5 protein-coding genes are annotated in these 13888 nt (G+C 65.1%); 2 read left to right on the top strand and 3 right to left on the bottom strand.

Annotated elements, in window-relative coordinates:
- Positions 1 to 388: 388 nt before the first annotated feature.
- Positions 389 to 4255 carry a hydantoinase B/oxoprolinase family protein gene (locus tag AC1MDG_RS18610; RefSeq protein ID WP_479805904.1) on the top strand — a complete coding sequence of 1289 codons (3867 nt, stop codon included), beginning with the start codon at positions 389 to 391 and terminating at the stop codon, positions 4253 to 4255.
- A gap of 118 nt (positions 4256 to 4373) precedes the next feature.
- Positions 4374 to 5738: an MFS transporter gene (locus AC1MDG_RS18615; RefSeq protein ID WP_043484366.1), complete on the top strand. Its 1365-nt coding sequence runs from the start codon at positions 4374 to 4376 to the stop codon at positions 5736 to 5738.
- Between the two features lie 216 nt (positions 5739 to 5954).
- On the opposite strand, the gene AC1MDG_RS18620 is transcribed toward AC1MDG_RS18615, so the two are convergent.
- The 3 genes from AC1MDG_RS18620 to metH all read right to left on the bottom strand — a co-directional run bounded on the left by AC1MDG_RS18620 (position 5955) and on the right by metH (position 13721).
- Positions 5955 to 8111: an amylo-alpha-1,6-glucosidase gene (locus tag AC1MDG_RS18620; protein ID WP_479805906.1), complete on the bottom strand. Its 2157-nt coding sequence runs from the start codon at positions 8109 to 8111 to the stop codon at positions 5955 to 5957.
- Positions 8112 to 8408: 297 nt separating this feature from the next.
- Positions 8409 to 9788, bottom strand: coding sequence for an MFS transporter (locus AC1MDG_RS18625; protein WP_479805908.1), 1380 nt, complete (start codon positions 9786 to 9788; stop codon positions 8409 to 8411).
- Between the two features lie 282 nt (positions 9789 to 10070).
- Entirely contained in the window at positions 10071 to 13721 is a 3651-nt protein-coding gene (gene metH / locus AC1MDG_RS18630) for a methionine synthase (RefSeq protein ID WP_479805910.1), read from the bottom strand.
- Positions 13722 to 13888 lie beyond the last annotated feature (167 nt).

Below are 13888 nucleotides of genomic sequence, written 5' to 3' on the forward strand. Positions count from 1 at the left end.
CGCGGCCCAGGAAATCCGGAGCCACTCTGTGGCCTTGAGGGTCAGATCAGGCGACGACAGTCTCGGCAGTCCGAAATCGACTATGCACACTATCCACCTTGCTTGGCAGAGGCCTTGCCGGATCCTTGCGCAAGATGCGCTCCAGCACTTGGGGAGGCTGACGCAAAAGGGAAGTCCCAAGAAATGAACGCCAAAAGCATTGCGTGTTGTTCATAAGGGAACTAAATTGCTTTCTAAGCAACGATGTGAGCTACCGCACATCGGATTGCGGGACCGGACCCCCGGCCCAACGGACTAGCTCCAACCCCGGGTGAATCTGGCCCGGCCGAGAGGCCCCCGGTTTTTCCTTCAACCCAGTCCTGAACCAAACTTTCGAAAGGACCACCTTATGAAGCGCATCGGAGTAGACGTCGGCGGCACATTCACCGACCTGTATTTCTCGGACGACGATCAGCGCATCGCCGTTGTGGAGAAGGTTCCCTCCACCCCGCACGACCCGTCCGAAGCCGTTATCTCGGGCATCAAGAAGCTCTGTGAGAAGGCCGGGGTGTCGCTTTCGGAGATCGACCAGCTGGTGCACGGGACCACGGTCGCCACGAACACCGCGCTGACTCACACCGGTGCAGAGGTCGGGATGATCACTACCGAGGGCTTCCGGGACATCCTGCACATCGCCCGTCACAAGAAGCCGTACAACTTCTCCCTCCAGCAGGATCTGCCCTGGCAGACCAAACCCCTGATCAAGCGCCGCCACCGTCTCACCGTCAAGGAGCGCATCACCGCACCCAACGGAGACGTCCTGGTTCCCCTGGACGAGGACGAGGTCCGTGAGCGCGTACTCGAGCTGAAGGCGGCCGGAGTCCAAGCCATCGCCGTCTGCCTGCTGCACTCCTACCTGAACCCCGCCCACGAGCAGCGGATCGGGGAAATCGTCGCGGAGGAGTTCCCCGAGGCCTACCTGTCCCTTTCCAGCGAGATCGTGCCCCTGTACCGGGAATACGAACGGTTCTCCACCACCGCACTGAATGCCTATGTCGGGCCCCGGGTCTCGCGTTACCTCTACCGCCTGCAGGAGCAGGCCGAAGGATTGGGTTACAAGCGGGAGATCCTGCTGATGCAGTCCTCCGGCGGCATGGTCCCCATCAAGGAAGCCGCCAAGCGGCCCGTCACACTGATGATGTCCGGGCCGGTGGGCGGTCTGATCGGCGGCATGTGGGCCGGGCGCCAGTCCGGCTTCGAAAACGTGGTCACCCTGGACATCGGCGGTACCTCCGCGGACATAGGTGTTGCCTACCAGGGTGAACTGCGCATGCGTCACCTCCTGGACACCAAGATCGGCGACCACCAGGCAATGGTTCCGATGGTGGACATCGACACCATCGGCGCGGGCGGCGGCTCCATCGCCTACGTCGACGCCGGCGGGGTCTTCCGTGTCGGCCCCCAGTCTGCCGGCGCCGTCCCGGGCCCGGTCTGCTATGGCCGCGGCGGTACGGAGCCGACATCAACCGACGCCCAAGTGTTGCTGGGCCGGATGCGTCCTGATCGCGTCCTGGCAGGTTCAGGTATGGATATGGATCTCGAGGGCGCCCGAAAGGCCATGGAAGGTCTGGCGGAAAAACTCAACATGTCAGTGGACCAGGCTGCCCTCGGTGCCTTGCAGATCCAGAAGTTCGGCATGACCCAGGCAATCGAGCAGAACTCCGTACGCCGCGGCTACGACCCACGTGACTTCACCCTCGTGGCGGCAGGCGGTGCCGGCGCACTGTTCGCCTGCGAGATCGCCGCGGAGCTGGAGGTCCCGAAGGTACTGATCCCGGCCCACCCCGGCATCATGGCCGCAACCGGCCTGCTGGCCACCGACGAGAAGTACGAGTTCGTCGCCACCAGACGGTTCACGTTCTCCAGCGCGGACCCCGCCGCCATCCAGGACTCCTATGAACAGCTGGAGCGCGACGCCAACGCCCAACTCGATGCCGAGGACGTCCCAGCCGGCCGCCGCAAGCTCGAATGGCTCGCGGACGCGCGCTATGAGGGACAGGGCTACGAGATCCGCTTCACCGCCCCCGAAGGGCCGGTCAACCAGGCCTGGCTGGAAAAGGCCGAGGCAGCCTTCCACGACGCCCACTTCGAGGAGTACGGCCACCGCTTCAAGAACGGCACCGTGGAAGTTATCAACATCCGTGTCGAGGCCAGCGCCGTGATGGATGACCTGCCCACGCCGGAAGCGATCAAGTCCGGTTCCCTCGATGACGCCCTGGTGGAAACCCGCCCGGTGACCTTCGAACAGGATGGCAAGCCGGTCACCCTGGACACCCGCTTCTACGACCGCGACAGGATGGGCGTGGGAATCACCTTCACCGGCCCCGCCATCATCGAGCAGTACGATTCCACCACAGTTATTCCTCCGGGATTCTCCGGAGCGGTGGACGCAGCCGGCAACCTCGTCATCGACTGCCCGGCCGCTACCCAGAGCGCCGAGAAACTGGCCACCCCGATCCTGATGCGCGTGATCGGCGGCGCCCTGAACTCCGCAGCCAAGGAAATGGCCTCGGTGCTGTTCCGCATGGCCTACTCCTCGATCATCCGCGAGTCCGAGGACCTCGGGGCAGGGCTGTTCGATAAGGACGGCAACGTGCTGGCCGAGTCCGACTCCACGCCAATGTTCATGGGCTCCATGCCCAAGATCGTCAAGGGCGTGATCTCGGTCCTCGGCGACGACATCCACGACGGTGACATCATCCTGCACAACGATCCGTATCTGGGCGCCACCCACTCCCCCGACGTGGCGATCATCGAACCGATCTTCCACGACGGGCAACTCGTCGGCTTCGCCGGCGCCTCGGGCCAGCTGATCGACAACGGCGGTGCGTACTCCGGACTGATGGTGGACATCCAGGACATCCAGTCCGAAGGCACCATCTTCCGGGCGGTGAAGATCTCCGAGAAGGGCGTCCGCCAGGAATCGCTGATCCGGCACATCCTCAACAACACCCGGACACCCACCTCCAACGAGGGCGATTTCCAGGCGATGATCGCGGCCTGCGAGCTGGCCAAGTCCCGCTACATCGCCCTCATCGAGCGGTACGGCTTCGGCGCGGTCCGCGAAGCCGGCCAGAGCTGGATCGACTACTCGGAGCGGATGCTGCGCCAGGAGATCGCCAAGATCCCGGACGGCGTCTACGAGACCGAGGTCGGCTACCTGGACGATGACGGCCGCAACTACGGCAAGAAGCTGCCGATCGTCGTGAAGGTGATCGTCGAGGGTGACGAGATCACCTATGACCTCACCGGATCCTCCGAACAAGTGCCCACCGCATACAACTGCGCCTTCGAGGGCACCACGGTCTCGGCGTTCACGTTCATCACCCGGATGATATTCCTGGATGAGGTTGCCTTCCCAGTGTTCGTGCCCCAGAACGAGGGCATGCTCAAGCCGCTGAAGGTCATCGCCCCGGAGGGCACCATCTTCAACCCGACATACCCGGCCGCGACCTTCTCGCGGTTCTCCCAGGTGCAGCGGGCCGTCGACCTGGCCCTGCGGGCCCTCGCCCCGGTCATCCCCGAGCGCGTCACCGCCGGCAACTCCGCCCACATCCACTTCATCTCCTACTCAGGATGGGACGAGAAACAGGGCGAGTACTGGGTCTACCTCGAGGTCAACGAGGGCTCTTACGGCGCCCGCGCTACCAGCGACGGCCCGGATTCCGTGGACAACCTCATTGCCAACACCCGCAACAACCCGATCGAGGAGCTCGAGTGGCGGTTCCCGATGCGCACCGACCGCTACGAACTGCGTTCCGAGCCCGCAGCGGCCGGCGAGTTCCGCGGCGGGATCGGCATCGTCCGGGAAAACACGTTCCTGACGGACACCGCGATCACCTGCGAGGGTGAACGCCACGAATCGGACGTACCGTGGGGCGCATTCGAGGGCCATGACGGCCTCAACGGATCGCTCGTGAAAAACCCCGGTCGGGCGGGCGAGGAGTCCTGGCCGTCCAAGGTCACCGGTCGTCAGCTGCTGGCCGGCGACTCCCTCCAGATCACCGTGCCCAGCGGTGGCGGTTTCGGTGACCCGCACAAGCGGGACCCGCTGAAAGTTCTCGAAGATGTGCTGGACGGCTTCACGACCGCCGAGGCTGCCGCCCGTGACTACGGCGTGGTCCTCAAGGAAGTCAACGGCCAGCTCACGGTTGATCTGAAATCAACCGCCGAACGCCGCGGGGTTTTGGTCGCCGAGCTCAGTTCGGCAACCTGAGCCAAGCGCAGCAGTAAAAGGGGCGGTCTGGAGCCAGTTGGTGACGCTGGTCTCCAGACCGCCCCCTTCGTTCCGTACTGATCACATCCCCACCCATCCCCGTGAATTAGGAACCGTTATGACCACTGCCCCAACGTTTCAATTTGTCGAGTCTGATGTCACGCCCAAGGACGTCCGGCTGGCCACCTGGATTTGCTTCTTCGCCTGGACCTTCGCTGTCTATGACTTCGTCTTGTTCGGCAACCTCCTGCCGATGCTGGCCTCAGACCTCGGCTGGAGCGCGGCCCAGTCCACCGGGATCAATACCTGGGTGACTGCAGGAACTGCACTCGTGGCTTTCGGGATCGGCCCGATCGTTGACCGGATCGGCCGACGCAAGGGCATCCTGATCGCCGTCATCGGTGCCGCTGTCGCCTCACTGCTGACGGCCACTGTCGGCTGGGTTGTGGGCATCGCGGCCGGCCTTGGACTCGTCTTCCTCGTCCTCGTGCGTTCACTGGCCGGCCTCGGCTACGCCGAACAGGCCATTAACGCTGCGTACCTCAACGAGATGTTTGCCCACAACAGCGATCCCGCCAAGGCCCGCCGCCGCGGTCTCATCTACTCACTCGTCCAGTCCGGCTGGCCGGTCGGCTCCGTCCTGGCCGCCGGGTCCGTCTACCTGCTGTTCCCCATCGGCGGGTGGGCGCTCTGCTTTGCCGTGGCCGCCATCCCCGCAGTCTTCATCGTCATCGCCGGACGCTGGCTCAAGGAGAGCCCCCAATTCGGCCACCGTCACCAGATCGACAAGATGATCAAGGATGGCCGGGTGGAAGAGGCGCAGCAGCTCGGGGAGAAGTTCGGAATCGACGTCTCGGAGAAGGCCAGCCCACTCGTCTCGGTCTTCCGCGGGGAATCGCTGCGGTCCACCCTGACGATCGGCGGAGCCTTCCTCCTGAACTGGCTGGGCGTCCTTGCATTCGCGATCCTCGGCACGTCGCTGCTCACGGCACCGGACGGCAAAAACATCGAGTTCGACAACGCCCTGCTGGTCCTCATCATCTCGAATGCCACGGCCTTCGCCGGCTATCTGTTCCATGGCTGGCTCGGTGACCGGATCGGGCGCCGCAACGCGATCGGGATCGGCTGGATCCTGTGCGCCGTCTCCTTCTTCACCATGCTCCAGGCACCGAACGGGAACTTCCCGCTCATCATTGGGCTGTACAGCGCCGGGCTGTTCTTCCTCATCGGCCCCTTCTCCGCCCTGCTGTTCTTCACCGGCGAGAGCTTCCCCGTCCACACCCGGGCAACGGGCAGCTCCATCATCAACGCCTCCGGCCAGGTCGGAGCGATCATCGGCGGCCTGCTGATCACCGCCGCCCTCGCCGCCGGTGCCGGCTGGATCAACGCCACCCTCTGGTGGGGCGTCCTCCCCATCCTGGCCTCCGGCCTGCTCATCTTTGCCGCCCGGAACGTCGACCCCAGCACGGTCCGCACAGACTGACAGGGACGAACCCGCACCACAAACAACCATCGACACGGCGGGAACTCCCTGAACACCAGAGAGCTCCCGCCGTGCCGATGACTTTAACATGGCAGGTTCCTCTATCGAGTGGACCGCGACGGCAGGGTCCAATTGCTGCGGCACCGTTTCCCAGCCGGGGTGAGCAGAAGGTGCCATGCCGGGGTTGCCAAGAGGCTGCAGGGCCTGCCCGTCCCGCTAAGGCTCTTTGCGCAGCTGGGCCTGTTCCACCAGTTCGGTCATCCACGGCCGGTGCCCGCGGTGCAGCGCCATGCCCCTGGGCAGCCCTTGGACGGAGACTGTGGAACCTGAGATATCGATGGTAATCCGGCCGCCGGCCATGGGCGCATTGGCGATGTGCAGGTCGCCGTAGGACTCCGGCAGTACCGGGTCCAGCCACATACCACCCCGGGAGACATGTGCGTCGTAGCGCATCAGGCTTGTCACCAGCAGAATCGGCGCGGTCGCGGCCCAGGCCTGCGGGGAACACGCCGTCGGGTACGGCACGGGCTGGGTGAACCGTTCCCGGTCGAAGCCGCAGAAGAGCTCGGGCAACCGGCCGTCCGAGTACTGGGCGGCCTCAAGCAGCGCCGTAGCGATCTGCTGCGCTTCTTCCACGAAACCATAGCGAACCAGGCCAGCCGCAATAATGGCGTTGTCGTGCGGCCAGACCGAGCCGTTGTGGTAGCTCGCCGGATTGTAAGCCCCCATGTCGGAAGCCAGGGTGCGAACGCCCCAGCCGGAGAACATCTCCGGGGACATCAGTTTCTCGGCCACCAGCGGCGCCTTGTCCTCATCCACCAGACCGAACCAGAGGCAGTGGCCCATATTAGACGCGCAGGCATCCACCGGGCGCTTGTCCTTATCCAGCGCGATCGCGTAGTACCCGTGATCGGGCAACCAGAATTGTTCGTTGAACCGTTTTTTTAGCTGCGCCGCCCGGTCGGTGAGCTCGTCACCCATCGGCGCGTCGCCGACGTCGTAGGCCATCCAAGCACGCGCCATGTACGCCGAGTAGACGTAGGCTTGGACCTCGCACAGGGCGATCGGCGGTTCCGCCAAGGTGCCGTCCGCGAAGTTGATCCCGTCCCAGGAATCCTTCCAGCCCTGGTTGATCAACCCCCGATCATTCAGGCGTTCATATTCGACGAAGCCGTCACCGTCGCGGTCCCCGTAGTCCCGGATCCAGTCCATGGCCCGGTCCGCGTTGGGCAAGAGGGCGGCAATGGTCTCCTTGGCAAAGCCCCAGCGGCTGACGGCCCCGAGCACGCTCACAAACAGCGGGGTCGCATCGACGCTGCCATAATATTCCGGCTTACCGCCCAAGGACAGGCCGCTGGAGACACCGAGCCGGACCTCGTGGAGGATCTTGCCCGGTTCCTCCTCGCTCATCGGGTCCACCACCCGGCCCTGGCGGTCGGCCAGCGTCTGCAGCGTGCCCAGGGCCAGAGATGGGTCCACCGGCAGAGCCATCTCCGAGGCCCAGAGCGAGTCGCGGCCGAACAGGGTCATGAACCAGGGCGCCCCGGCGGCGACCACCACCCGGTCCGTATGGTCGGGGTCTTCGATCCTTAGCGCGCCCAGATCGTCGTAGCTGCGCTGCAAGGTGCGTTCGATGGAACGGTTGCCCATCTGCAGCACCGGAATCCTCGCCACCCACTCCATCCGGCGCCGGTCCCGTGGAGAAATATCGCCCGGTGCGGGGTGAACAAACGGTGCTATGCCGGTTCCGTCCACGGCAGGCACCACGCTCAGCACGGTGCTCCAGTGGCCGTGCGGCGGGATAACTGTGCGATATGTCAAGGCTTCCGCACCAACGTGGTCGGCGCCGTCGGCGTTGATGACGATCCCCTTGCGGGCATCCTGCCAAGTGCCCCTGATCGTCAGCGAACCTGCATCCGGCTGCCGGGTTTGGTCCCAGTGCCGCTGGATGCGCGCCTCCTTGACCTCGAACAGATCGGCGAAGTCCGCTTCGACGGTGAGGGAGACCACGCATTCGACCGGATCCAGCGAGTAGTTCCGTACCGTAAGCTCCTCCGTGATGCCGGCACCCACCTCGCGCAGACGCTCCACAAGCAGCGGGCTGTCCGCATACCCGTCCGAGCGGGCAACACGTCCAGCAAACAGCGCCCGGTACGGTTCCTTGGTTTCCGCCGCCAACGGCTCCAGCACCTGGCCGTTGACGGCCAGGCTCCAGCGGGACAGGATTCGCGTGTCCTGGAAGAAGACCCCGTGCGGGAGTTCGGGTTGGATGTCCCCGTTCGGCAGGGAGATGCAGAAGGATGAGCCTTCCACCAATGTGATGGTCCCGGCGCCCAGTGGTCCGGCCGCCGTATCGGCATTCCATCCAGCCATTTCCGGCTCCTCGAACGGATTGGCACCATACGGCCAGCGCGCCGGTCCTTAGTCAGGCTGCGGCCACCGCCGTCGTTCAATTCGAACGCTACGCCCGTCGGTTCACGGTTGCCAGAGCAGGGCCTCTAATGGTCACGAAGGAGTTTGAATATGGCGGCAATGAGTAGGCCAGGTTTACGCAAACCGTCCCTTCGTCCACCAGCGGACTGTGTCGTCGGGATCGGCCCCGGCAAGGCCAGCCGCTGCCTGGACCTACCAGGTCCGGACAGCGGCTGGCCTTTTACGTGCCATGGGACGTTAGGCGCGGGGCAACAATTGCGAGGCTGCGGTGCTCGCATGTCCTGCCGGCGCGGGGTCGTCGTGGTACCGGCGCAGAGGCCGTCCTGCCGTCTCAGGTATGAGGAAGGTGGCGACGAGGAATGATGCGACGGCAATCACTGCGACGTAGATGGCGGGGGCGAGCGAGTATCCCGTTCCCGCGACAAGCCACGTTGCCAGGAAGGGTGCGGTACCGCCGAACACCGCGTACGTGATGTTGTAGCAGGTGCCCGATGCCGCGAAGCGCACATCGGTGGAGAACATTTCCGACATCAGGACCGAGGTCACCACGTTAGCGGTCACGGCACCGAGTCCTATGAGCAGTTGGCTGACAACGGCGGTTGCGAACGTTCCCTGCTCGGCGATCATGTACGCCGGAATGGTGAGAATGGCCAACAGACCGGCGGCGGTCTGCATGGTGCGGCGGCGCCCTATGCGATCCGAGACACGGCCCATGACGGGGGCCAGCGCCGTCGCGAGGGTCAGCGAGATCAAGCTCGAGAACAGCGCGAGGTCCTGGGGCAGGCCGACCACCTTGATCAGGAAGGTCGACATGTAGGTGGAGTAGATGTAGAAGGAGAGGGCCGTGAGCATCACAAACCCGCCCAGGCGCAGCATCGCTGGCCACTGGGTGCGGAAGACAGCTCCCAGGGATGGGGCGGGCCGGGAGGCAGAATCATCGATCATCGCTTGGAACTCAGGGGACTCGTGGAGTTTGGCGCGAATGTAGAAGGCGATCAGTCCCATCGGCACAGAGAGGAGGAAGAGGATGCGCCAGCCCCAATCACCCATGGCCTCGGCGGGCAGGAGGAAGCTAAGCAGCGCTCCGAGTCCGGCAGCGAAGGCGAACGAGGAGAACGTCGCCGCGGACATGGCGGACGAGTAGCGCGCCCGGTGGTTGTCGGGGCTGTGCTCGACGACATAGATGGTGGCACCCGCATATTCGCCGCCGGCAGAAAAGCCCTGCATACAGCGGGCCAAGACCAGGAGGACAGCGGCCCAGATGCCGATCGTCTCGTGGCTTGGGATGAGCCCGATTGCGGCCGTAGATCCGGACATGAGCAGGACGGTCAGCACCAGGATCTTTTTACGTCCAAGACGGTCGCCCAGGCGTCCGAAGAAGATCCCGCCCAAGGGCCGCAGCGCGAAGGCTACCGCGAACACGGCGAACGTCTCCAGCAGACCCGTGACCGGATCCTTGGATGCGAAGAAGGTCGCGGCAATGTGGGTGGCCATGTAGCCGTAGATGGCGAAGTCAAACCACTCCACCACGGTCCCCGCAAAAGAGGCCCGCACTACCTTACGTAGGCGCTCCGGGCTCACCTTCTCCAGTGAATTGTCTGCAAGATCGCGTTCCATGTTGTCTCCATTCAGGGGATGGCGCCAAGACCGCGAGGTATTTCACTTTCAGCCCAGCCACCGGGGCAATGCGGCGCACATATGATCCAGATCACCGTTGGTCATACAACAACTTATTTCCTTGGTTAGCAACAAGTCAAGGATGAGGCCATGACTCTTCCTGTCACACGAGGAGACCTACGGGTCGGCATTTAGGTCAGCAATGCCGCCAGTGTGTCTGCCGCATAGTCGTCTTCCGCGCCTTGCGAGGCCCAGCCCACCCCGGCCGGGACCGGCTCCAACTCACACCTTGAAGTACTTCGCCTCCGGGTGGTGGAACACGAACGCGTCGGTGGACTGTTCGGGATGCAGCATCAGCTCATCGCTCAGGACCACGCCCATCCGCTCGGGACGCAGCAGCTCCGTCACCTTGCGGCGGTCCTCCATGTCGGGGCACGCAGGGTACCCGAGCGAGAACCGCGCACCGCGGTAATCGAGCTTGAAGTACCCGGCCTTGTCCTTGGGCTCCTCGGCCGCGAAGCCCAGCTCGGAGCGGATGCGCGCGTGCCAGAATTCCGCGAGTGCCTCGGTGAGCTGCATGACCAGGCCGTTGAGCTCGTAGTAGTCGCGGTAGTGGTTCCCCCTGAACAGCTCGGACGTGACCTCGTCGATCTTGGACCCGGCGGTGACCAGCTGCAGGGGCAGGACGTCCACCTGCCCCGATTCGCGCGAACGTACGAAGTCGGCGAGGCACAGGTGCCGGTCCCGGCGCTGGCGCGGGAAGTCGAAACGCAGCCGCTCGGTGCCGATCGGACCGCCTGAGCCGCCGTCGGGGGCGAGCAGGCCCGGGGTGCCGAGCACGCCGTCGTGATCCTCCCCGTGGTGCAGCACCACCACCTGTTCCCCCTCGGAGACCACCGGGAAATAGCCGTACGCGACGGACGCGTCGAGCATTCCCTCGGCGAGGATGCGGTCCAGCCAGTATCGCAGGCGCGGCCGGCCCTCGAGTTCCACCAGTTCCTCGTAGGAGGCGCCGTCATCGCCGCGGCCGGGCTTGAGCCCCCACTGCCCCATGAATGTGGCGCGCTCGTCGAGCAACGCCGCGTAGTCGTGGAGTGCCACGCCGCGCACAATGCGGGTGCCCCAGAACGGCGGCGCAGGCACGGGGTTGTCGGCGGCGACGTCGGAACGGCCGGGCATGGCCTCCGGCTCGGTCACCGTGAACTTCGGGCCACCCTTATGGATCCGCTTCTTCAGCGGCGGAAGGCCGACGGCGTCCGGGTCGGCGCCGCGGGCCACCTGGACCAGGGGTTCCATGAGTGCCAAGCCCTCGAAGGCGTCCTTGGCGTACCTGACGGTTCCCTCAAACTGCTCGGCAAGGTCCTGCTCCACGTAGGCGCGGGTCAGGGCTGCGCCGCCGAGGATGATGGGCCACTTCTTCGCGAGGCCCCGGGACTGCAGTTCCGCGAGGTTCTCCTTCATCACCACGGTGGACTTCACCAGCAGCCCGGACATGCCGATCACGTCGGCGTTGTGCTCCTCAGCTGCGGCCATGATCTCGGCGATTCCCTGTTTGATGCCGATGTTGATGACTTTGTAGCCGTTGTTGGTGAGGATGATGTCCACCAGGTTCTTGCCGATGTCGTGCACGTCGCCGCGCACAGTGGCGATCACCATGGTGCCCTTGCCCGAGGAATCGGACTTCTCCATGTGCGGCTCGAGCAGGGCCACCGCGTTCTTCATGACCTCGGCGGACTGCAGCACGAACGGCAGCTGCATCTCGCCGGCGCCGAAGCGCTCACCCACAACCTTCATGCCCTCGAGCAGCTGGTCGTTGATGATGCCGAGCGGGGTCATGCCCTCGGAGCGGGCGAGGTCCAGGTCCGCTTCCAGGCCCTTGCCTTCGCCGTCGATGATGCGCCGCTGCAGGCGTTCGCCCGTGGGAAGGGCGGCGAGTTCGGCGGCACGCTGGTCCTTGAGCGCTGCGGTGTCGACGCCGGCGAAGAGGTCCAGCATGATGGCCAGGGGATCGTACGTGACGTTGCCGTCGGCGTCGTATTCGCGGCGGTCATAGACGAGGTCCAGGGCCACTTTGCGCTGGTCCTCCGGCAATGAGGCGAGCGGCACGATCTTGGCGGCGTCGATGATGCCGCTGGACAGGCCGGCCTGGACGGCTTCGTGCAGGAACACGGAGTTCAGCACCACGCGCGCTGCCGGGTTGAGGCCGAAGGAGACGTTGGAGACGCCGAGGGTGGTGTTGATGCCGGGGTACTTGGTGGTGATCTGGCGGATGGCCTCGATGGTTTCGATGCCGTCGCGGCGGGTTTCTTCCTGGCCGGTGGCGACGGGGAAGGTCAGGGCGTCGACGATGATGTCCTCGACGCGCATGCCCCATTCGCCCACCAGGGCGTCGACGAGGCGGGAGGCGATGGCCACTTTGCCCTCGGTGGTGCGGGCCTGGCCCTGTTCGTCGATGGTCAGGGCGATCACGGCGGTACCGTGTTCCTTCACCAGCGGCATGATGCGCGCGAAGCGGCTGGTCGGGCCGTCGCCGTCCTCATAGTTGACGGAGTTGACCACGGGGCGGCCGCCGATGAGTTCGAGCCCGGCCTGCAGCACGGGCGGTTCAGTGGAGTCGATGACCAGAGGGAGGGTGGAGGCCGACGCGAAACGCGACACGATCTCCTTGATGTCGGCCACGCCGTCGCGCCCTACATAGTCGATGCAGACATCGAGCAGGTGCGCACCGACGCGGACCTGTTCGCGGGCGATATCGACGCAGTCGTCCCAGCGCTCTTCCAGCATCGCCTGGCGGAACGCCTTCGAACCGTTCGCGTTGGTGCGCTCACCGATGGCGAGGTAGGCGGATTCCTGGTCAAACGGCACGTGGTGGTAGAGGGACGCGATTCCGGCTTCACGCTCGGTGGGGACCCGGCCGCCGTCGGCTCCCCTCCCGCCGCCGGTGACGGCGGCGCTCGTGCGGAAGGGTGCAAGGCGTTCGACGACGGCGGCCATGTGTTCCGGCGTCGTACCGCAACAGCCGCCCACCAGGCCCAGGCCGAATTCCCGCACGAACTGTTCGTGCGCGGTGGCGAGTTCGCTGGGTGACAGCGGGTAGTGCGCACCGTTGGGGCCAAGCACCGGGAGGCCGGCGTTGGGCATGCAGGCGATGGCCACGGAGGACTGCTTGGAGAGGTGGCGGAGGTGTTCGCTCATCTCGTCCGGGCCGGTGGCGCAGTTGAGGCCGATGGCGTCGACGCCGAGCGGCTCGAGCGCGGTGAGCGCCGCGCCGATCTCGGATCCCATCAGCATGGTTCCGGTGGTTTCGACGGTCACCTCGACGAAGATGGGAAGCCGGACGCCGCGGGTGACGATGGCCTGCTTGCAGCCGTTGACCGCGGCTTTAGTCTGCAGGAGGTCCTGGCTGGTTTCGATGAGGAAGGCATCCGCGCCGCCGTCGATGAGGCCCTCGGCCTGCAGGGCGAAGGTCTGCTTGAGGTAGTCGTAGCTGGTGTGGCCCAGGCTGGGGAGCTTGGTGCCCGGCCCCATCGAGCCCAGGACCCAGCGCATCCGTCCGTCTGTTTTCTCGGCCGCTTCGGCGCGTTCGCGGGCGATCGCTGCGCCCTTGCGTGCGAGCTCTTCGATCCGGTCGTCGATGCCGTAGTCGGAGAGGTTGGACCAGTTGGCGCCGAAGGTGTTGGTTTCGACGGCGTCGATGCCTGTGGCGAAGTAGGCGTCATGGATGTCCGCGAGGACGTCCGGGCGGGTGTCGTTGAGGATCTCGTTGCAGCCCTCGAGCCCCAGGAAGTCGGCCTCGAGCGACAGTTCCCGCCCCTGCAGCATGGTGCCCATGGCCCCATCGGCAATGACGACCCGGTGGTTCACCGCGTCCAGCAGCGCCTGGGCGCGGGCGGGACGGGGCACGGACTCAATATCAAGCGCAAAACGAGGCATCTAAACAGATTACGTGCGGGGGCTGGAACGTTGCGCTGTGTGTCCGTGTGCTACGACGGGGGGGTGGGGGCCGTCGTGGTGCGTTCGGACGGTCCACCGGCGGATGATTGCCGCCGGAATTCCGGGCTGAAATTTGGTAACGGCGCGCCCTGCAGGCAAGGGTGCAA

The organism is Arthrobacter sp. AIWTK1 (assembly GCF_056680535.1).